This window comes from Aliivibrio sifiae, assembly GCF_002954705.1.
In the GTDB taxonomy this organism is placed as follows: Bacteria; Pseudomonadota; Gammaproteobacteria; order Enterobacterales; family Vibrionaceae; genus Aliivibrio; species Aliivibrio sifiae_A.
Window position 1 is genome coordinate 1,177,205 of the sequence record NZ_MSCO01000002.1, and the last position, 21,835, is coordinate 1,199,039.

At 39.4% G+C, this 21,835-nt stretch carries 16 protein-coding genes; 13 read left to right on the top strand and 3 right to left on the bottom strand.

Translation table 11 applies throughout. The annotated features are described in order from the left end of the window. Positions 1-13 precede the first annotated feature (13 nt). The gene (gene rtxC, locus BTO22_RS16210) at positions 14-475 is read right to left on the bottom strand and encodes an RTX toxin-activating lysine-acyltransferase RtxC (RefSeq protein ID WP_105056365.1); all 462 of its coding nucleotides are present in this window, start codon (positions 473-475) and stop codon (positions 14-16) included. Between the two features lie 23 nt (positions 476-498). Continuing rightward, positions 499-846 carry a protein RtxH gene (gene rtxH / locus BTO22_RS16215; RefSeq protein WP_105056366.1) on the bottom strand — a complete coding sequence of 116 codons (348 nt, stop codon included), beginning with the start codon at positions 844-846 and terminating at the stop codon, positions 499-501. Positions 847-1,430: 584 nt separating this feature from the next. On the opposite strand from rtxH, the gene BTO22_RS16220 reads away from it, so the two are divergent. The 13 genes from BTO22_RS16220 to BTO22_RS16280 all read left to right on the top strand — a co-directional run bounded on the left by BTO22_RS16220 (position 1,431) and on the right by BTO22_RS16280 (position 19,773). After that, positions 1,431-3,536 carry a peptidase domain-containing ABC transporter gene (locus BTO22_RS16220; RefSeq protein ID WP_105056367.1) on the top strand — a complete coding sequence of 702 codons (2,106 nt, stop codon included), beginning with the start codon at positions 1,431-1,433 and terminating at the stop codon, positions 3,534-3,536. Continuing rightward, positions 3,533-4,894, top strand: a complete 1,362-nt coding sequence (locus tag BTO22_RS16225) for an HlyD family type I secretion periplasmic adaptor subunit (RefSeq protein ID WP_258132643.1) — start codon at positions 3,533-3,535, stop codon at positions 4,892-4,894. Before BTO22_RS16220 ends, BTO22_RS16225 begins: the two co-directional genes overlap by 4 nt. Positions 4,895-4,896: 2 nt before the next feature. Beyond that, the gene (locus tag BTO22_RS16230; RefSeq protein ID WP_105056369.1) at positions 4,897-7,038 is read left to right on the top strand and encodes a type I secretion system permease/ATPase; all 2,142 of its coding nucleotides are present in this window, start codon (positions 4,897-4,899) and stop codon (positions 7,036-7,038) included. A 441-nt stretch (positions 7,039-7,479) separates the two neighbouring features. After that, a complete protein-coding gene (locus tag BTO22_RS16235) occupies positions 7,480-8,004 on the top strand; it encodes a DUF3087 domain-containing protein (RefSeq protein ID WP_105056370.1) in 525 nt (174 codons plus the stop codon). A gap of 106 nt (positions 8,005-8,110) precedes the next feature. Continuing rightward, positions 8,111-8,989 (top strand): NAD(P)-dependent oxidoreductase, encoded by an 879-nt coding sequence (locus tag BTO22_RS16240; RefSeq protein WP_105056371.1) that lies wholly within the window; start codon positions 8,111-8,113, stop codon positions 8,987-8,989. A 489-nt stretch (positions 8,990-9,478) separates the two neighbouring features. Continuing rightward, positions 9,479-10,612 carry a sugar ABC transporter substrate-binding protein gene (locus BTO22_RS16245; protein WP_061003494.1) on the top strand — a complete coding sequence of 378 codons (1,134 nt, stop codon included), beginning with the start codon at positions 9,479-9,481 and terminating at the stop codon, positions 10,610-10,612. A gap of 114 nt (positions 10,613-10,726) precedes the next feature. Next, a complete protein-coding gene (locus BTO22_RS16250) occupies positions 10,727-12,025 on the top strand; it encodes an ABC transporter permease subunit (protein ID WP_061003491.1) in 1,299 nt (432 codons plus the stop codon). Next, positions 12,025-12,939 carry a sugar ABC transporter permease gene (locus BTO22_RS16255; RefSeq protein ID WP_061003489.1) on the top strand — a complete coding sequence of 305 codons (915 nt, stop codon included), beginning with the start codon at positions 12,025-12,027 and terminating at the stop codon, positions 12,937-12,939. Before BTO22_RS16250 ends, BTO22_RS16255 begins: the two co-directional genes overlap by 1 nt. Further along, positions 12,939-14,075 (top strand): ABC transporter ATP-binding protein, encoded by a 1,137-nt coding sequence (locus BTO22_RS16260; protein ID WP_061029779.1) that lies wholly within the window; start codon positions 12,939-12,941, stop codon positions 14,073-14,075. Before BTO22_RS16255 ends, BTO22_RS16260 begins: the two co-directional genes overlap by 1 nt. A 91-nt stretch (positions 14,076-14,166) precedes the next feature. Beyond that, complete coding sequence (locus tag BTO22_RS16265; protein ID WP_181044673.1) at positions 14,167-14,790, top strand: hypothetical protein; 624 nt, start codon at positions 14,167-14,169, stop codon at positions 14,788-14,790. Positions 14,791-14,875: 85 nt separating this feature from the next. Further along, on the top strand, positions 14,876-16,849 hold the full coding sequence (locus BTO22_RS16270; protein WP_105056372.1) for an amylo-alpha-1,6-glucosidase: 1,974 nt from the start codon (positions 14,876-14,878) through the stop codon (positions 16,847-16,849). Between the two features lie 89 nt (positions 16,850-16,938). After that, complete coding sequence (locus BTO22_RS16275) at positions 16,939-18,777, top strand: glycoside hydrolase family 13 protein (protein WP_105056373.1); 1,839 nt, start codon at positions 16,939-16,941, stop codon at positions 18,775-18,777. Positions 18,778-18,840: 63 nt separating this feature from the next. Beyond that, on the top strand, positions 18,841-19,773 hold the full coding sequence (locus tag BTO22_RS16280) for a LysR family transcriptional regulator (RefSeq protein ID WP_105056374.1): 933 nt from the start codon (positions 18,841-18,843) through the stop codon (positions 19,771-19,773). A 100-nt stretch (positions 19,774-19,873) separates the two neighbouring features. Here BTO22_RS16280 and BTO22_RS16285 read toward each other — a convergent pair whose 3' ends face one another. Next, a complete protein-coding gene (locus BTO22_RS16285) occupies positions 19,874-21,499 on the bottom strand; it encodes a methyl-accepting chemotaxis protein (RefSeq protein WP_105056591.1) in 1,626 nt (541 codons plus the stop codon). Positions 21,500-21,835: the final 336 nt, after the last annotated feature.

A 21,835-nucleotide genomic window follows, 5' to 3' on the forward strand; every position in this document is an offset into this window, starting at 1 on the left:
CTCTTTTTATTGTTTAAATAGAAAACCACTGTATTTTTCTGATACAGCGATCATTTTGAACATCGACCTTGCCACGGACAGTGCAAACTTTCTGCCCCTTCCACGGAAGGAATACACGCCGTCGAAGGTCATTTACGACCTCTCGACCATGCCCGAATGGCGCAATCATCTCTGGAATATAAATATGCTGACCGGACCGCCAGTCGGATAAAGAAATTTCTCGAGCCCCTGATAGCAATGCATCTCGACTCTGCTCAGACAAAAACGCCCAATTACAAAATGCAATTGGGCGACCTTGTTCATCTTCGTAATAGCAAAACTGGTTTAGCTCAAACGCAGGCATAATACGTTGCTGCCATTCAGCAACAACGTATCTACGATGAAGAGGCGAGTGCTGACTTAACAGCATCACCCCACCAATCAATTTTTGAATTTGCGCTAAGGTAAGATTTGCTGATTGATGCGTAATAGACATATGCTCTATCTCACCGAATACAGCTATTTATTAGCTTTAGAAGCTCTCTTCTTTGGCGCAGGTTTTTCTTCTGTTTGTACTTCTTCAACCTGGTCAACACTAGACTCACCTGAAGATAAAAAACCTGCAGCAACTAGCTTATCAAATTCAGCTGACATGCGAGGGTCTTCGAGCATGTTTTTAACCATTGAAACCAGATACATGAAACCAGAAGCTGGCATATGAACCACTTGTTTAAGTTCAAGGTCATCATCATTTTCAGCCATTACACCGCTAGCCATATTTTTTTGATCTTGACCTACGAAATAAAGAGAAAAAACACCTTTATTGTAATTAACACTAGATACTGTTTGAACAAATTTCTCTGTCATAAATTCCTCGACTTTTTTATATTAGAGAGAGTAGGCACTATTTCCAGAAAGAGAAACAATCCCAACAAAAAAGGGCTCAATATTAGAGCTAATACTTTAATTATATTTTTATTGCTTGTGTGTTCTGTTTGCTACTTTTATTCACTAATCTATTTACAGTTTTATTTTTTGTTCTACTAACTGTCTTACTTTTAGGAGTCTACATTCTAAAAATAAAACTATCAACATTAGTTTTATATAAAAATAACGTAAACATTTAATTTATTAATAACCATGACCTCATCAGGCATATAAATAATTAAACCATTGAGTTAATTATACTTAATAACAATTAAACACCAATAACCAGACATAAAAAGACTTAATTTTACTTAAATAGCCTTATTTTCTATTAATTAATCTTATTTAGTTTTAATTAAAGCTAGTTATCATAAAAACAATCAAATAAAACAAACAATCAAAAATAATTATTAATATATTTGTAATCAAAATTAATGTTAATTCGTAGTTGAACGTTATAACAAGCAGTGATAGCATTCTGAACTTTAAAAAATACTGTGTAATATTGGCTAAGAAATATAACCATGACAAAAAATGAAAGCTTAACGCTGAAATGCATACAGCTTTGCTTGAGTATTATTAGTGGAAATAGAAAGAAATATAAAGATAGCACTAATATAGATAAAGCAAACACCTTCGAAGATGAGCTAGGCATAATACAAAAAGAAAATAAGGTTAGAATATCCATAAAACAATCTACATTCAAAGAAATAGATAAAGTAAAAACACCATCAATTTTATTTGATATTCAAGGGTCTCCATTCATTCTAGCAAAAGCAAATAAAGATCAATGTTTAATACAAAAACCGAATAAAGAAGCTCCGGAAATCGTCACCTACAATCAACTAGGTTCAATTTGGAATAAAAAATGGATTGAAATAAAACAATCTCAGTCTCGTTTTGATATAACTTGGTTTATTCCTGAATTTCTACAACACAAGAAAATACTATGTGAAATTTTATTATTTTCGTTTGTGTTGCAGATTCTCGCCTTAATTTCTCCTCTCTTTTTCCAAGTTGTAATGGATAAAGTGCTTGTACATCAGGCTTGGTCAACTCTTGACGTTCTCGTTTTTGGACTTGTTGTGACGAGCATTGTAGAGGTAATACTACGCGGTTTACGTGAATATCAATATACGCATACTGCCAATCGTATTGATATTCAGCTTGGACTAAAACTGGTAAAACATTTACTTGGTCTTCCACTAATGTTTTTCAAAACACGTCAAGTGGGAGCCATCGTCACGCGGGTTCGTGAATTAGATACAGTCCGAGAATTTTTAACTGGCTCAATGCTTACTTTAACGGTTGAGTTTTTGTTTATATTTGTATTTATTTACGTAATGAGTTTACTTTCGGCCCCCTTAACTTTGCTCTTTATCGCAACTATTCCCCTTTATCCATTACTCGCTTGGTGGCTAACTCCCCGAATGCAATCGGCGATAGAGAAGCAATTTACACACGCAGCTGCAAATACCTCATTTCTAACTGAGACCGTTGCTGGCAGTGAAACTCTTAAAAGCTTAGCCGTAGAGCCCACATTCACTCGTCGCTGGGATGATCAGACAAAAAATATGGTTTCTACTGGATACGTTGTTCAACAACTCAGCAATCGTTCAAGTCATGTAGTTCAGTTAATACAAAAAGTGACGAGCGTCTGTATTCTATGGTGGGGTTCCACAGAAGTGCTGTCATTAGAGATGACTATCGGCCAATTAATCGCATTTAATATGATGACGAACCACATCGCTCAACCTTTATCACGCATGGTTGAGCTGTGGGGTCAGTTCATTCAAACCCGTGTAGCACTAGAAAAATTAGGAGATATGCTCAATCTGCCTGTAGAGCAACATACTGGTGAAGATATGGTGACCATCCAAGGAGCTATCTCGTTCAAAAACATTTTATTTCGCTACCAACCGGATACTCCCCCTACCCTCAATGACTTATCACTGAATATCCAAGCAGGTGAAACTCTGGGAGTCGTGGGAACATCAGGATCAGGAAAAAGCACCTTAGCTCGATTACTATTGCGACTATACAGCCCAGAAAAAGGGGTGATAACCGTAGATAACACCCCACTAAACCAAATCAGCATTCAACAGCTACGACAACAAATCGGCATCGTACTACAAGAAAACTACTTATTTAACAAAAGTGTTTGCGAGAACCTTGCTCAATCAAAACCTGAAGCTAGTTTAGAGGAGGTGATTGAAGCCGCAAAACTTTCAGGAGCCCACGAGTTTATTATGAAACTACCAATAGGCTACGACACGATATTGGCAGAAGGTGGGCTGTCTCTTTCTGGTGGGCAAAGGCAGCGAATAGCGATTGCACGAACACTCCTTTTAGACCCAAAAATTATTATTTTAGATGAAGCGACTAGCGCTCTTGATGATGAGTCACAGACATTGATTCAATCTAATATGGCAAAAATTGCTAAGGGCCGCACGGTTATCACTATCGCTCATCGATTATCCACAGTACGAGATTGCGATCGAATTATCGTTCTTCACCAAGGGAGTATCGTCGAGCAAGGTTCCCACCAACAATTATTAAAATTGGATAAACAATACAAACAATTATGGCAGCTTCAACAAGAACTCAAAAAAGAAGAATTAACCTCATGAACAACATAGTTATACGATTATTGAATAGGTTTAAAACAAACAAAACAACAGAAAGCCATTACGAATTTTTGCCCGCACATCTCGCTTTATCACGTCGCCCACCATCACCGTTTGCTCGTATAACAGCCATCACTCTCAGCACAGGTGTCATTGTTATATTACTTTGGGCTTATTGGGGAAAACTGGACGTCCAAGCGACGGCGACGGGTCGCTTCGTTGTCCATGGTCGCTCACAAGTCATTCAGTCTTATGAACAAAGTCGAGTTCTCATCATCCACGTTAAAGACGGTCAACGTGTTAAAAAAAACGAACCACTTCTTACGCTTGATACCTTAGGCATTAATCAAGATATTATGCGTTTGATCACTCAATCAGAATTTCAAACGAATGAGCTCATCCAATATCGAACGTTAAACAACGACCAGCCCCTATCTCAAGACCTCATGTTTATAACATTGCCAGAGGAACAGCGAACGTTAATCAAGGAAAACCATTTCAGCGAAAAGCGCGAATATGAGTCAAACCTTTCCAGCATCAACGCTGAAATGCAGGTAAACACAACATCACAGGACGCTCGCCAAAGTGATATCAACGCCTTAATTAAATTGAAAAAAAACATTAATAAGAGACTCGCAGCACGAAAAACACTAAGTCAAAATAAAGTCATTGGACAAGTCGAATATCTAGAACAGGAAAAAGAACTATTAGAAACAGAGCGTCAAGTTTCTCAACAACGAGCAGAATTAAAAATTTTAAAATCACAATATTACAGCCTCGAGGAAAGACGAACCAATTTCACAGCACAAAAGCAAAAAGAATGGCTCGAAAAACAAAAACAAGCGAAATTGCAATTAGTAGGATTAGATCAAGAACTGTCTAAGATTCGTGAGCGTGAACAATTAGAGATCATCCGTTCCCCTGTTGATGGTACGGTTCAACAGCTCAGTATTTACACGCTAGGAGCAGTGCTTCAACCCGCACAAAACTTAATGATTATTGTACCAGAGAATGTCGTACAGCAAGCCGAAATACAAATTCTTAATAAAGACATAGGGTTTGTTTATCCTGGACAGTCAGTGATGATCAAAGTAGATGCGTTTCCGTATACCCGCTACGGTACTATCGAAGCCGAACTGTTAAGTATTTCTCGTGATTCAACTACAGATGAACGCTTAGGGCTCGTTTTTCCAGCCCAAGTTAAACTCAAAAATAATAATATATCAATTAATGGCCAGCACGTTGAACTAACACCAGGTATGTCCGTCGTTGCCGAAATAAAAACAGACAAACGTCGCATTATCGACTATTTACTTAGTCCGATACGTGAATACCAAGCTGAATCGCTAAGAGAGAGATAAGTATGGATACAATATCACCAACAACAAACGACGCTTCTGTCGCTCTAGATAACTACGGAATCGAAGCCGTTGTTTATGCTGGCAACCATTTTCACAAAAAGTCGACAAGTACACAGCTTAAACATGCATTAGGTGTAAATCATGCCAATTTAAGTGATATGGAAATAAGAGAAGCAGCAGAACACATTGGCTTAAAAAGTCAGGTAACAAAGGTACAAGTAAGCGACCTAAACACGCTTCCTTTACCTCTTCTCATTGAAATCGACAGTGGTTGGAAGGTACTCACCAAAACAACCGATGGTTCTTCTTTTTTATACGATCCAGCCACTCAATCAGAACAACCTAAAGAAGTCAGTTCGAATAACCACTTATCGACTTATAAAGTGATTCTAGTAGTCGATGAAAGACTAAGCTACAAAGAAGTCAAATTTGGTCTTAGTTGGTTTACTCCATCTATCTGGCGACAAAAGAGTCAAATACGTGATGTGTTCTTCTATGCCATTGCACTTCAAATATTCGCATTAGTAAGCCCAATACTATTTGAGAATGTCATCGACAAAGTACTGGTAGGACGAAGCCTATCCAGCTTGCATGTACTTGCAATCGCCATGCTCGCATTAGCCATCGCGGAGCCTGCATACAGCTACTTACGCAATACCGTTTTTGGCCATCTTGCTAGTCAAGTTAATGCCGAATTATCAGGGCGGCTTTATCGTCACTTAGTCGGCCTACCGCTCACTTACTTTAAACAGCGACAAACAGGGCAAATAATTGCGCGAGTTCGTGAAATGGCACAGATCCGTCAGTTCTTGACTGGTTCAACGTTAATGCTATTACTCGATTTGATTTTTGTGACGGTTTTTATCGCCGTCATGTTTCATTATGCCAGCCCCCTGACTTGGTTAGTTATAGGCTCATTAGTCATCTATTTCTTATTTTGGCTTATCGCTGGCCCCTTAATAAGAAAGAAAGTAGAGTCAGAATACGAATCAGATGCAAACGCCACAACCTTTCTAACCGAAGCGGTGACTGGCATTGAAACAATCAAAACTACAGCAACTGAACATCGATTCTTACATCAATGGCAACGTATACTCAGCCAGCAACTAAACCGCAGTTTTGAAGCTAAAAAAACAGGATTAATTGCAGGGCAAAGCATCGCTCTTATCCAAAAAATCACAGCGGCATTACTGCTGTGGTGGGGAGTCACCGCAGTACTAAATGGAGAATTAACACCAGGACAATTGGTCGCTTTCAATATGTTAGCAGGTCATGTAACTCAGCCCGTTCTTCGACTGGCTCAAGTTTGGCAAGATTTTCAACATACTCTCATCGCCTTGAAGCGAGTGGGTGATATCCTTGACGAGCCAAAAGAAAACAGTAAACAAGGATTGGCTTCCGTCCCAGAACTCGATGGTGGCATAGAATTTAGCAACATTCGTTTCCGTTACCATGAAGATACTCCGGAAGTGTTAACCAATCTATCACTCAAGATTAAACCAGGTCAATTTATTGGTATTACAGGGCCATCCGGCTCAGGGAAAAGTACGCTCACCCGCCTGCTGCAACGCCTGTATGTACCTCAACATGGTCAAGTATTAGTAGATGGAATGGACCTTGCTATAGCCGATCCTACCTCTCTACGTCGCAATATGAGCGTTGTTTTACAAGAAAGTATTCTTTTCTCGGGAAGCGTAGCTGACAACATTCGGCTAAGTAAACCACAAGCTTCTGACGAGGACGTTCGTTACGCTGCACAACTTGCCGGTGCTCTAGAATTCATTAAAGAGCTTCCTCACGGTTTTAATCAACCAGTTGGTGAGAAAGGCGCTTCTCTGTCAGGTGGTCAACGTCAACGTATTGCATTAACAAGAGCCTTATTGGTAAACCCTAAAATTTTGTTACTTGATGAAGCAACTTCTGCTCTCGACTATCACTCTGAAGCTGCCATCATGAGTAATATGGAAGAAATCTGTCGAGATCGCACCGTAATTAGTATTGCACACCGCCTTAACACCATTCGTCATGCTGATAATATTATTGTCCTTGATAAAGGCCAAGTATGTGAAAGCGGAAGTCACAATGAACTGCTCGAGAAAGACGGACTTTATGCCAAGCTCTGGAAGCAACAAATAGGCGCTTAATTGAAAAGCAGATATCGTCAATGACACAAACAACAATTTCAACAGCGCTTGAGTTAGGCTTTTTGCAAATAATTTGCAACAAGCCTACTATTTTCTTTTCTAATGAAGCCAATTTACACAGTACATTCCATACTAGGTTATCCCATTAAGTGCAGCATTAGCGTCTTGGGCGGTAATGGCATTTCTAGTTGTAATTCTAGGCATGGCAGTAAGTACTGGTTATTAATATCAATTTATCTTCTAAAGATTAAGCACCTCAAAAAATAATACGCAATACTAACAAAGCCATATCACTCAATTTGATATGGCTTTTTGTCTTTAACATCATCTATTTCTTGATAAAACTTTGATGACACTAACGGTTACTCTTTCTTAATTCCAATTTCATTTCGTTTTGCACTACACTTCGTCTTCTACTTACTTTAATCGAGAAGAGGTACCATGAAGATCTTAACTATAGACAAAGACACGTATCGTAAAAAAACTAACTTGGTCATGGTAGGTTTTGTAGGCTGCCTTGCCGTATTAGCCATTTTATTTGGTTCGATTCTTATTGCGTTATTTGGCTCAGAAGGCATTACTGAATCAGGTTCTACTGGCAATTTTCACCTGAATGTTCTTGGTGTTATCTTAGCTGTCATAGCAAGCTCTTTTATCATGAATAAAGTCAAAAGCCATCCCTATTTTGATGAGATAATGTACGTATGGAAATTAAAACAAGTCCATAATCGTATTTATCGTAAGCTGATAAAAATTAAAGAAAAAGCGGCAAGAAATGATCATGATTCACTGTTGGTCCTCGCTTTCTACTACACCACCCAACAACAAGTATTCACCTTAGATAACAACACGCTTACCATTACCGCGGTTCAAAAAAGCTTAAATGAAGTATATGAACAAGCCGCAGAGATGAAGCTTACGCTTGATCTTGATGAATTTGATACAGACTTACTCGATAAGTACTAATCATATTGTATGAAATCTCAATCTTGACCTATGTCAAATGGTTACAAGCTGTGTTTTAATTCCTAATACTTATCGAGAGTAGTATCAACACATAATAAGGAACGACATGGAAATCACTAATGTTAGCTTCATTGGCTTAGGCGTAATGGGCTACCCAATGGCTCGTCACCTGCAAACAGCAGGTTTCTCAACAACGGTATATAACCGCACTGAAGAAAAAGCAAAACAATGGGCTGCGGAATACCAAGGCCAATCTGCATCAACGCCACGTGAAGCCGCTGAAAAATCAGACATCGTATTTGTTTGTGTGGGTAATGATGACGATGTTCGCAGTGTGATTTATGGTGAAAATGGCGTACTTGCAGGCCTAAAACCAGGCGCTATTTTAGTTGATAACACCACCACATCAGCCACTCTAGCGGTTGAACTGGCGAAAGCGTGTGAAGCACAAGGTAACCAATTTATTGATGCGCCCGTTTCTGGTGGTCAAGCTGGTGCTGAAAACGGTGTATTAACCGTAATGTGTGGCGGCAATGAAGAAGCATTCAATACAGCAAAACCTGTGATTCAAAGTTTTGCAAAAGCGATTACCCTTCTTGGTGAAAATGGCCAAGGTCAACGCTGTAAAATGGCGAACCAAATCTGCATCGCTGGCGTATTAAAAGGTCTAAGTGAAGCGCTTATTCTTGCTGAAAAAGCCAACCTAGATATCGATCTAGTCGTTGAAACACTAAAACACGGTGCCGCAGGTTCATGGCAGATGGAGAACCGTGCAAGCACTATGGCGCAAGATAAATTCGACTTCGGTTTTGCCATTGATTGGATGAGAAAAGATTTAGGTATTTGTTTAGATGAAGCAAAAGCAAATGGTATTAAATTACCACTGACAGAAGAAGTCGATCAGGAATACAAAAACCTACAAGAACAAGGTTTAGGTCGAATGGATACGTCAGTGCTTATCAAGGCAATTAAAGCAAAAGTGTAACCCACAAAAAACTATATTAACGTAAAGGGTGAAGATAATTGTCACCCTTTTTTATTGTAAACTCACCACTCAATCTCCCTCGTTTTTCTCCTCTTGTCATGAGCTTACCTAAACTTGTGATCTAAGATTACTTTTGTTTACCCTACTCATTTTTTCCTTTTCTTCTCTCTCGTCCTACAGACCGTTATTGCCTTCACATTTTTAACTTATCAAAGACCATGAATACCTTGGATATCGTTGCGGTAGATAACATTTATCTATGTGATATGCATTTTTTCTATGGCTCGCCTTTATAAATTGCATTTCACCACCTACCTCCAAAGTCCTATGATTATCTCAATGAAGTTAGCCTTATAAACAGGTCAACATGTATCGCAGGAAGCACTCTAGAGAGACCGCTTAATACTAAATATAAGCTGTTGATACCATTAAATTATACCAACGTGATTTTATCGGTTTAAAACTCTATCCCTTTTCAGGAGCAATAAAATGATTAAGAAAATATCGCTTGCCGTTTCAGCCGCCCTACTATTAAGCAATACCGCAATGGCAGCAGAAAACATTGTTATCGGTGTAGAAAAAAGCTACGTACCTTACTTCACCGAACTGGCTGAACAGTTCAACCAAGGCAAAGATTTTAAAGTAGAAGTAACTGCAACAAGTATGTTTGATTTACTAGCTGCACTGCCAACTCAAAAAGGCAATATTGCTGATATTTTCATGATCCCAAATGACCGAATTGGTGAATTAGCGGATCAACATTTAATTGCACCAACCAATTTCACTGTTAACGGTTATACCGATGCAGCAACCAACGCATCAACCTATAACGGTCAAACCTACATGCTTCCAATGTCTACAGATACAACATTGTTTCTATACAACAAAGACATGATAAAAGAAGCACCAAAAACACTGAAAGAAATTCCACCATCAGAGTGGGCTGCGAAGTTTACTGATTTCTACTTCACTGGCGGTCTATTTATGTCTAATGGCGGCTACATTTTCAAAGACAATAACCCACAAGACATTGGTTTAAATACACCAGACGCAATCAAAGCAGGCTTAGCGGCTCAAGGGTTATATAAGAGTGGTGTGAGCCATTGGACACTAATGCAAGATGACACCGTGGCTTATGACATCATGATGAAATACTTCATGGAAGGTAAGTTAAAAGCAATTATCAACGGACCATGGGCTATTGCTGATATTGAAAAAGCAGGTATCAACGTTGGTGCTGCACCAATTCCAAGTTGGGATGGCAGTCATCCATATAAAGCCCTAACAGGCACAAAAGGGATGACCGTAAATGGTTACAGTGATAATCAAGAAGGTGCACGCGAGTTTATTAAATTCCTAGCAACGCCTGAAAATGCAAACAAATGGTATACAGACACTCGTGAAGTTTCACCTAGCTTATCTGTTAATTACAAAGAAGGCTCTCTACACAAAGCTATCTTTGATGCGACAAACATCGGCCAACCTATGCCAAGCATTCCAGAGTTCATGAAAGTATGGGGACCAATGAAAACGGGTCTTGCTCAAATCGCACAAGGTCAAGATGTAAAAGCGGTACTAGACGCAGCCGTTGATACTATCGAAATTGATATCGAAGACATGTAATCCCCTCTTATTCGATTTCAATTTATCTGCACGATGTCGAGAATATTCGGCATCGTGCAATACAAAGACATGACATATCTACACAACAACTAGATAAATAAGTAGGTTATTTACATGAGTCAACAGTTTGTATTCTGGCTTTCTATGCTGATTCCAGGTAGTGGACACCTTGCACTACGTCGAATGCGAGAGGCTTTATTTGGGTTCTCTATATTAGCCTTAGAGATATTGGTATTTATTCAATTCACCCTTCCTAACTTCCGTCTTTTAGCTGTCGAACAACCGAATGGAAAAATCACTATTGGCGCAGAACGCTTTGTCGATGATTCTTTCCTTATCATGGTAGGTTCAACCGTTGGCGCAATGATGATCTTAGTCTTTTTCGCATTGCATTACGCTTTTGCTCGCGATGCAAAAGACGTAAAACGACAAATAGATGAATCTGGTTTTGCAATTACCTTTACTGAGAAAGTACGCGGATTATCACACGAAATCGTACCTAATCTAATTACCGCACCTAAATTCATATTGCTGTTTGTGTTTGCTCTACTGCCTGCGATCGTTTCCATTGTCGTGGCCTTTACTAACTTCAAACGCCCTGTTTTACCACCAGCGTTTCTTATTGAGTGGAAAGGCTTCACCAACTTTGAGCGTTTATTTACTAACGAACGTACTGCTGCTGCATTCCAAGAAACCTTATCTTGGACATTAACTTGGACTTTCTGTGCTTCTGCCCTGACGATTGTTCTAGGTACAGTTCTTGCCGTTGTCGCTAATAATAAACACATCAGAGGGAAAAAATTCTTCCGTACTGTGTATATTTTACCTTGGGCAGTTCCTGCTTTTTTAACTATTCTTGTTTTCCAACTTTTCTTCTCAAAGATTGGTGGAATGAACACCATGGTTATCCCGTTTTTCACAGGTAACGAATACGATGTAAGCACAGCTATTGGCTTCTTCCTAAACGCAGATTACGCCAAAATCACCATCATCTTAATTCAAGCATGGTTAGGCTTCCCTTACGTATTTATCTTGGTGACAGGCGTATTACAAACTATCCCCGATGACTTATATGAAGCGAGTGCCATCGATGGTGGTAATGCATGGACCAACTTCTTCGACATCACTCTACCCTTGATATTAATAAGTGTTGCTCCGGTATTTATTACTCAATTTACCTTCAATTTTAATAACGTCACCATCGTTTACATGTTAGGTGAAGCAACAGTTCAAACGGTGGGCTCAATCTACAAACCACTCGATACGATTTCATCTCTTGGTTTCCGCTTAATGATGGATGCTAAATACAACGAAGCGGCGGTATATACCTTAATCACCAGTACTGTTGTTGGTGCCGTGGTCTTGTATTCATGGTTGAAAGCGGGTGCCTTTAAAAATGAGGAAGTGATGTAATGGACAAAGCAATCCCTTTAGCACGCCAAATCAAAGCGAAACGTTTTAATCGTCATGTCATCACTAAGAACATGGGTGTGGCTTTTTGTTATGCGTTTTTGATCTCGATGGCAGTGATCATTCTATACCCGATATTAGTGACATTAATGAGTGCGTTTAACGTCAGTAACTCACTGTACTCTACGTCGTTCTTCCCTGAAAATTTCAGTTTAACGGAGAACTTTGTTCAACTTTTTAATGATACGCCTTATTTAAGCTGGTATCGAAATACCTTCTTAGTGTCGATAATCACCATGATCCTCTCTACGTTTATCGTGACAATTTCGGGGTTTGTTTACTCTCGTTATCGCTACCAATCACGTAAGAGTGCATTAATGTCATTACTGATCATTCAAATTATCCCATCAGGCAGTGGCTTAATTGCTCTGTATGCGATTGCGAACTCTATCGGTATTTACAGTTCTGCCAATGCCACACTTTATACGTATATCTTTATGATCCTCATCTATACAACAGGTGGTATCACAATGAATACGATTTTAATGAAAGGTTATTACGATTCGATTCCTCGCGCATTAGATGAATCAGCAAAAATTGATGGTGCAACTCAAATGCAGATCTTCAAAGAGATACTGCTGCCATTAGTTAAACCAATGATCATGGTTATCGCTATCTTCTGTTTCTTAGGTCCAATTGGCGACATCATCATGCCTAAGTTCCTGATTGCAAGTATGGATTCAGAAGCAAAAACGCTGGCAGTTGGCCTTATGGGTCTTATCAATAACATCAAAGAATCAAGCTACAACGTATTCGCAGCAGGCGCGGTCTTAGCAGCAATTCCGCCTGTTATCGTTTTCTATAAATTTCAAGATTATATCGTGGGCGGCTTAACGTCTGGTGGAGTAAAAGGCTAATGAGCAAAATTTCATTAAGAAACATCAATAAAAAATACCCTAATTCTGATACGTGCTCGGTACGTGATTTCAATCTAGACATTGAAGAAGGTGAATTCATTGTTCTTGTCGGCCCATCTGGTTGTGGTAAATCCACCACGCTACGTATGATTGCAGGGCTAGAAGACATTACCGATGGCGAATTCATCATCGATGGCGAAGTCGTAAACGATGTTAGCTCAAAAGATCGTGATATTGCGATGGTATTCCAAAGCTATGCGCTTTATCCACACATGTCGGTTCGTGACAACATTGGCTACGGCTTAAAGTTGCGTAATTACCCAAGTGATGACATTAAAAGCTCAGTTGATAACATCTCAGAAGACCTATTCTTAACGGAATATCTTGAGCGAAAACCTAAAGAGCTATCTGGTGGACAACGTCAGCGTGTGGCATTAGGCCGCGCTATGGTTCGTACCCCAAAATTGTATTTGATGGACGAACCACTAAGTAACTTGGATGCAAAACTACGTACCACAACTCGTACTGAAATATCTCGCATGCACAGAGACAAAGGCGCTATCACCATTTACGTAACCCATGATCAAGTTGAAGCAATGACCATGGCAGATCGCATCGTATTAATGTCGATGGGTGAAGTTCAGCAAATTGGCTCACCAAAAGAGTTATTTACTAACCCTAAAAACTGTTTTGTTGCCACTTTCATGGGAATGCCATCAATGAACCTTATTGAAGGAACCTACGAAGGCGGCCAATTCATGTGCCACTCTTTTACTATTACCTTGAATGAAAGTGATCAAGAAATTCTAAATAACGCCGGTTACAACGGAAAATCGGTCACATTAGGCGCTCGTTCAAGTGCCATTCGTTCTGGCAAAAAATACCGCGATGCATTCCCTGATTGTTGTTTTGAAGTCACCGCACTTAACAGCGAATACTTAGGCGATGCGATCAACGTGTTCTTTAATGCCGCACCAATGAACATGTTTGTAGGCACACTGGGCACCGGCGAACCAGATGTTGAGATTGATGAAAAAATCACCTTAGTTATCGACAATACCAAGCTGCATTTCTTTGATACTAAGACGGAAGAATCCATCAAGTACTCAATCAAATCAGCTGAATTTAAGAAATAGAACACAGCCAACGTTATTGCCCTCACCTCATTGAGGGCAATGAACCGTGCTTTATAGGTCATATTCACATCGTAAAGAAAGGAGTCACATTTTGAATTTTCGCGGCCAACTTCAACGCATTCACGACTATATGCTTCATATTGCTGTCGCTGTCGTTATTTTCATTACCGGCTTTATCATTGCTTACAGCAGTCTTCCTAAGCCATCGTTTGACTACTCAACATTTACAGAGCAGCAACAAAATTTTAAGCAATGCGTTAATAATGATGAGCTATTTGCGTTAGCACAACAGTTTGAAAATGACTATTTAACCCTGCCATTAGAAGTCATTAATGCCCAATACAAAGCACTGCGTGACCAGATCCCAAGTAATTGCGGTTCGTTTCATGTAGAAAGCAGTTACGAACAACTGCAAGAAATGGCATTACCTGTATTAGCCGAAGCCCAGCGCTTTTATGGCACTCAAAACGTAAAAGCCGTGAATGCCGTATATACCACGCCTTCTCAATACAACGCACTGCTTACACAGCCTCAGCCTTATCTGTTTTTCATTTCTGATAATGAGCAAGAACGCATTGCGGCATTCAAAGTAACACCGACTAAAGATGACGTCCAAATTACATCACTTTGGGGATACGAAGAGAGCCAAGATCTCGCGTACACCCAAGGTGAAGTACAAAAACTGTTACTCGTTTATAACGAAATTAAAAGCTAACTATAAACTCCCTTGTTAATTTAACACCTACAGAGTAGATAAACTAAACACGGGATAACATTTGATATTTAATTGTAAGGTTCACATGAAAATCTCTCTTTCTAAAGCAAATTTTCGCGATATGGATCGCCTTGAAGAATCGAACTACCTGCTAACGAATGGATTAGGTGGTTATTCTTCTCTTACCCTTGCAGGCTCTTGCAGTCGAAGTGATCATGCGCTGTTTATGGCAAGCCTGGTTGCACCAAACAATCGCTTTAATTTTATTCGTCATTTAGATGACCGTATTACGTTACCGAGTGGCGAAGCTCACCCACTCTCTTCGCAAGCCAATGTAAATCCGTATGATACTGTGGACTCAACACTGCTGTTTGATAATTTCACTCAAACCCATCTTCCAGAATTTACTTATCGTATCCGTGGTATTGAAATCACCAAAACGATTGTGATGGCTCAAGGGGTAAACCGTCTTGCGGTTAAATATCAAATATTCAATCCATTGAAACAAGCATTTACGTTGAATGTAACACCAAAATACCACTTCTGTGCAAAAGGACAGAACCTATCAAGACAGCAAGAATTTACGCATCAAGAAGGTAAAATCAGCAGTAACGGTCAAGCTCTCACTTATCGTCACAATGGTGCTGATTCAGCATTAGATACCCCTCGCTATGAGTCTGGTCTTTACTTCTCTTATGATGCTCGCGATGGTCGCCCTGCGACAGATGCACAAATGGCACTTCACACTATGGCTTTTGTTGGTACTGAAACAAGTGAACAGTTTTATATTATTTTTGAAGCAGAAGAAAAACGCGCCATTTCTCTAGAGATGCAATCTGTCGATGACATGATCAACGCTGAAATTGAACGCCAACAAACCTACATTGAACACTCGAAACTACACAGTATTTTTGGACAGCAACTAGTTCGTGCCAGTGAGCAGTTTGTGGTAGATCGTGACTCTACCGAATCCAAATCCATCATTGCGGGCTACCCATTCTTTGCCGATTGGGGCCGTGACACCATGATTGCATTATGGGGTTGTAATTTATCGACCAACCAGTTTGAAGACGCAAGACAGATCTTCCGTACTTTTATCCGTTACGAACGTCGTGGTGTACTGCCTAACCTTTTCCCTGAAGCTGGGGTTGAGCCAATGTATAACACCATTGATGCCTCGCTACTCTTCATTGTTAGCTTATATGAATATTACCAAGCAAGCGGCGATCTAGAATTTATCCGTGATGAAGCATACGAGTGCATGACTAACATTTATCAGCATTACCGTAACGGTACTGACTTTGACATTAAAATGCTTGATAACGGCTTGATCAGCGGCGGCAGCGGTTTTGATCAGCTGACTTGGATGGACATTCGTTACGGCGATATCGTACCAACACCAAGGCACGGTTGTGCAGTAGAAATTAACGCCCTTTGGTTTAATGCATTATCTATTCTTGATTTCTTTAATCAAAAACTGAACAAACCAATGCCAGAATTACCTGCACTGGTAGAGCAAGTAAAAACCACCTTTAACGATGAGTTTTACAACAAAACTGGTTATTTAAATGATTGGATTAAAGAAGGTGAAGTAAACCAACAAATTCGCCCAAATCAAGCTTATGCCGTTGGCCTTCCTTTCCCAATATTAAGTCAAGAAAGAGCACGTTCGGTCATTCTTACCATTTATAAAGAGCTATATTCACCATTGGGTTTACGCTCGCTTGCAATGAGTGATCCTGAATTTAAAGCCGTGTGTACAGGCTCGCATTTTGACCGAGACATGGCCTACCACCAAGGCACCGTTTGGGGCTTTATGATTGGTCAATTTTTAATGGGGATCTTACGTCAATTCCCACAAGATAAAGACTTAGTTCGTATTGTGGAGCAGTTTATTGAGCATAACCAAGATGGCCTATATGAAGGTTGTATTGGTCAACTTGCCGAGATTTATGATGGGTATAAACCAAACCAATCTCGTGGATGTTTCGCTCAGGCGTGGAGTGTCAGTGAAGTGTTACGTGTCGTGAAATATTACGAAGAAATACACCAAAAATAGAATTTCATATTTAAATAATTATACCAACCTGAGTGGCTATTACGTCAGATAGTTATTCTGGTTGGTACTTTCATTAAACGGTAGCAATCATGATCACAAAAGCAGCGATCTATCATAGATCTCACTCAAGTTATTCTTATACTTATGATAAAGAAACACTTCATTTACGTATTCGCACAGCAAAAGGCGAAGTCAATAACGCCACATTACGAATTGGTGATCCATACGATTGGACATCCGGTGGCGGTGGCGGCAACCTAAATGCAGAAGATGCAATGGGTTGGAGTGGCGGCGAAAACTTTGCTATGGAAAAAGAGAGTGAAACAGAATTGTTTGATTACTGGTTCTGCGAAGCACAACCTCGTTTTTTCCGCGCTCGTTATGCTTTTATTTTAGAAGGTAAAGAGAACGAAACACTGCTCGTTACTGAAAAACAAATTTTCACTATCACTGATGATGCAGACCCAGTATTAAGCCAATTACTCAACTTTTACTGCTTCCCATACATGAACCCTATCGATGTATTTAGCCCACCACATTGGGTAAAAGAGACTGTTTGGTATCAAATATTCCCTGAACGCTTTGCCAATGGTGATCCCTCAATCTCACCAAGCAATGCACTTCCTTGGGGCTCTGAAGATCCAAAAACCAACAGTTTCTTTGGGGGTGATTTACAAGGCGTCATTGACCATCTTGATTACCTGCAAGATCTTGGTATTACTGGCTTATATTTCACGCCAATTACTGAAGGCAAAACGAATCACAAATACGATACTGTTGATTATCTAAAAGTTGACCCTGCCTTTGGTGACGACGACACGGTAAGAACCTTAATTGAAGAAGCTCATAAACGTGGTATGAAAGTCATGTTAGATGCCGTATTCAATCACATTGGCGCTGATTCTATTCAATGGCAAGATGTCATCAAAAACGGCAAAGATTCAAAATACATTGATTGGTTTTATGTTGAACAATTCCCACCGATCGACGAGTCTAAAAAAGATCAACACAGTAAAGAGTATCTCAACTATCGCGCCTTTGCCTTTGCGCAAAACATGCCAAAGCTAAATACTGAGAATCCAGAAGTAATCGAATATTTACTTGAAGTGGGCCGATACTGGGTGCGCAATTTCAATATCGATGCGTGGCGCTTAGACGTTGCAAACGAAGTTGACCAACGCTTTTGGCGACGTTTCCGTGATGAGTTAAAAGCCATCAAACCTGAGATCTACATCTTAGGTGAAGCGTGGCATGATTCAATGAATTGGCTTGCAGGTGACCAATTTGATGCCGTAATGAATTACCCATTGTCTGATGCCATGATAGGATTTTTTGCTCAAGGCAATCTCAGCGCCAATCAGTTCAAATACGCGGTAAATGATGTCAATACAAGCTACCCGATTGCGGTTAATGAAGTGGCGTTTTCATTGTTAGATAGCCATGATACGGCTCGTATTCTTCATCGCTGTTCTGGCAATAGAGGGAAAGTAAAACTGGCCTATTTATTCCAATTTACTCACAGTGGTACGCCTTGTATTTATTATGGTAGCGAAATTGGTCTAGATGGCGGATCCGATCCATTAAATCGTAAATGCATGATTTGGGATGAGAGCAAACATGATATGGACATGAAACAGCATATTATGCAGATCATCAAATTACGCAAACAATACCCTGCGCTGCGTGCTCATCACATTAATTGGTTAATGAGCGATGATGAGCAGCAATGTCTTATCTACCAAAAAGTCTTAAAAGACGAGTGCATTACTGTGGTTATGAATAACAGTGCTAACACGATTGATATTACTCTTCCTGAGGAATTATCGAATCATAATGTCATTGATATTTATAACGAAACCGCTTGCAAATTAGGAGACTCGTTAACATTGGCATCCTTTAGCTTCGCCATGTATCAAAACGAGAAGTAATCGCTAGATATCAAATAGTAAGCCACATAAAATAGCTCTTTCTTATTCAAGCAAAGAGCTATTATGTTTAAATTAATGATTCAATTCATTCAAGTAGCTAAAACCCAAAACATCACCCAAGCCGCTAATAACCTCTGTTTAAGTCAACCGACATTAAGCCACAACATGCAGAAGTTAGAAGAGAAGCTCGGCAGTAAATTGTTTAATCGTAACTCAAAAGGGATCACCCTAACATCTAGTGGCGAGTTACTTTACGAACAAGCAAAAATGATGCAAAGCCTCTATGAAAACACCCTCAATAAATTAGAGAAGAATAAACTCAGGCATCAAACCGAACTCAAAATTGGTTGTGGTGATGCATGGTGGCAGCTGTTTATTCGAGATTGCGTACAAGATTTTAGAGAAACTTACCCTCACAGTAATATCTCTGTTGATGTAGGGAATCACCTGCAATTGATGAACTTATTGCTCAGTGATGAAATCAGCATCTTTGTTGGCCATGAAATACTCGGCCTAGCACAATATGAAGACATACTGTTTCATCCTCTTTTCCAATGCAGTGAAGAAGTCTACGTAAGAAAAGGACATCCTTTACTAGAAATCACCTGTAGCAATGAAGATATTGCACGCTTTCCATCAGTTGACTTAGGGGCTACAAAAAAACGATTTACGCATTTAGTTCAGCAGCAAAATGAAGAGTTAACGACCTTTCAAAAACGTCATTATTTACAAGAAAAGGTTATCTACAATACCAACTCACTGTTAACTGCGATTGATTTATTACAAAACAGTGATGCGATTTTGCCTTATCCAATGACGATGAGAGATTACTTTGGTGGTTTTGATATTGTGCCTTTACAGATGAAAGAGTGTTTCAGTAAAGCAACGATTGGGGCTTACTTACATAAAGATGGTCAGCAAAATAAACAAAGTACTGCGCTGTTAGAAAAGTTTAAAGAACTGATTAACAATAACCCCAAAATTATACCAAGTTAATAGGCTTATCTGTCATTCTTAATGGCATAAAAAAAGGAGATCATACGATCTCCTTTTTTAGTTTCCAGTACAAACTAGATCAATTCATTAGCTCGTCAAATTACACTTTAAAGCGAGATAGAGACATTTGCAGTGTTGTTGCTAATTGCGCTAGCTCAACACTTGATTGTGCTGTTTGCTCTGCGCCTAACGCCACTTCACTTGCTGATAAGCTCATGCTTTGAATGTTACGGCCAAGTTCTTCTGTTACTGAATCTTGTTGGCTACATGCACTCGCAATTTGAATACCGGTATCTGCCACTTTCATCATGGTTTCTTCAATCATTTGGATTGATTGACCCGTTTGAACACTTTGCTCTACACAAACACGGATCTTAGAACAACTTTGATCTGTTGCATTTTTAGCATGTGCCGCACTTGCTTGCAGTTTCTCAATAATCTCAACGATTTCACTGGTTGATGATTGAGTACGACCCGCAAGAGAACGAACTTCATCCGCAACCACCGCAAAACCACGACCTTGCTCGCCAGCACGTGCCGCTTCAATTGCTGCATTCAATGCTAATAAGTTTGTTTGATCAGCAATACCACGAATAACTTCAACCACAACACTGATGTTGTTTGATTCACGCTCTAGCTCTTCAACCAACTCGCCCGCTTGTTCAATCTCACGAGAAACCACTTGGATTTGCTCAATGTTCGACTGAACGTCTTGGTTACCTTGTTTTGCTTCTTCAGACGCTTCTAAAGCAGACGTAGACGCTGTTTCAGTATTATTTGCTACTTCTGCTACGGTTGCTTTCATTTCTTCCATTGCAGCAGCTACCGTTGTAATGTCAGATTGTTGCTGTTGCATACCACGAGCAGATTGCTCAGAAATCGCGCTCATCTCTTCTACAGCAGCAGACAGTTGAGTTACCGCTGAAATCGTATCTTCAATAAGAACACGTAGCTGATCTTGCATTTCGATATTGGTATCAGCCAATTCACCTAGCTCATCATTGCCAATTTCATTACGTGCAAGGCGGAATGTTAAATCGCCAGCAGCAATCGCTTTAGATTGTTCTACAACTAAATTTAATGGGCGACAAATTTGACGAGCTAAGAAGAACGTAATAAAGATCATAAATGCAATTAATGCAGTAAATGACACTTTCGTTGCCATGGTGACATTATCTACGCTCGCCATAATCGTTACACGGTTGTTCGAAATAAAACCTAGATTCGTTTTAACGAGTTCATCCATTGCAACTCCTAACTCATTAAACTGATCAATTGATTGTGATAACTCAGTTTGAGCTTTAGCCGTATTTTTATTGTTAATTTGTAGTTTAAAGTCTCTTAAAATAATTAGGTAGTCTTTCCATCCGTTTGATACTCGATCAAAAACACGGCGTTCATCACTACTTGAAACCGTAGCTTCGTACTTATCCAATCCAGATTTAATGTCTTTCTCTTGAGAGTCTAATGTAGATATAAGGCGGGCTAATTCACTCACTTCAAGAGTCAATGCTGCATATTGGTTTCGGCGGTAAGTATTCATTTCAAAATATATGTCTTCAACGGACAATACACTTGGTACAGTAGAATCAGTGAAGTTAATTACTTGTTCTTCTACTTTATTTAATTCTTGTAATAGGAAAATAGCAAACGCTATCATCACTAAAGCAATTGCTGAAAATACAACGGCAATTTTATTACGCACTGCTAAATTTTTATAACTCATGTTTTGACAACCTTTAGATAGTTCTTCATAACTCATCCATGAGTGTTATTTTATAGAGAAAATGACTTAACTCTTTTACCTTATAACTTCAAATCGACGAGAAAATAAAATAAAAATCGATAAAAGTCACACATTTTTATAAACCTAATGTATGTAACAACAAAGCATGGTTTGTAATTAAAATAGGCATAGCAAACCATTGCTAAAGTAGAAATGTAAGAAAATGAGTGAGCTGTGCTTTATTAGGTTAATTTATTACTCATTTTATTTTGAAAAGAATAACGCTTTACTTTCTAATTAGCTCAACAGTCAAAATAATACCGTCAAGATGTCATT

Coding starts and splice junctions, on each gene's coding strand:
- BTO22_RS16255 (WP_061003489.1), top strand. CDS start 12,025: ATGGACAAAGCAATCCCTTTAGCACGCCAAATCAAAGCGAAACGTTTT.
- BTO22_RS16285 (WP_105056591.1), bottom strand. CDS start 21,499: ATGAGTTATAAAAATTTAGCAGTGCGTAATAAAATTGCCGTTGTATTT.
- rtxC (WP_105056365.1), bottom strand. CDS start 475: ATGTCTATTACGCATCAATCAGCAAATCTTACCTTAGCGCAAATTCAA.
- BTO22_RS16230 (WP_105056369.1), top strand. CDS start 4,897: ATGGATACAATATCACCAACAACAAACGACGCTTCTGTCGCTCTAGAT.
- BTO22_RS16240 (WP_105056371.1), top strand. CDS start 8,111: ATGGAAATCACTAATGTTAGCTTCATTGGCTTAGGCGTAATGGGCTAC.
- BTO22_RS16275 (WP_105056373.1), top strand. CDS start 16,939: ATGATCACAAAAGCAGCGATCTATCATAGATCTCACTCAAGTTATTCT.
- BTO22_RS16260 (WP_061029779.1), top strand. CDS start 12,939: ATGAGCAAAATTTCATTAAGAAACATCAATAAAAAATACCCTAATTCT.
- BTO22_RS16235 (WP_105056370.1), top strand. CDS start 7,480: ATGAAGATCTTAACTATAGACAAAGACACGTATCGTAAAAAAACTAAC.
- BTO22_RS16245 (WP_061003494.1), top strand. CDS start 9,479: ATGATTAAGAAAATATCGCTTGCCGTTTCAGCCGCCCTACTATTAAGC.
- BTO22_RS16220 (WP_105056367.1), top strand. CDS start 1,431: ATGACAAAAAATGAAAGCTTAACGCTGAAATGCATACAGCTTTGCTTG.
- rtxH (WP_105056366.1), bottom strand. CDS start 846: ATGACAGAGAAATTTGTTCAAACAGTATCTAGTGTTAATTACAATAAA.
- BTO22_RS16280 (WP_105056374.1), top strand. CDS start 18,841: ATGTTTAAATTAATGATTCAATTCATTCAAGTAGCTAAAACCCAAAAC.
- BTO22_RS16270 (WP_105056372.1), top strand. CDS start 14,876: ATGAAAATCTCTCTTTCTAAAGCAAATTTTCGCGATATGGATCGCCTT.
- BTO22_RS16250 (WP_061003491.1), top strand. CDS start 10,727: ATGAGTCAACAGTTTGTATTCTGGCTTTCTATGCTGATTCCAGGTAGT.
- BTO22_RS16225 (WP_258132643.1), top strand. CDS start 3,533: ATGAACAACATAGTTATACGATTATTGAATAGGTTTAAAACAAACAAA.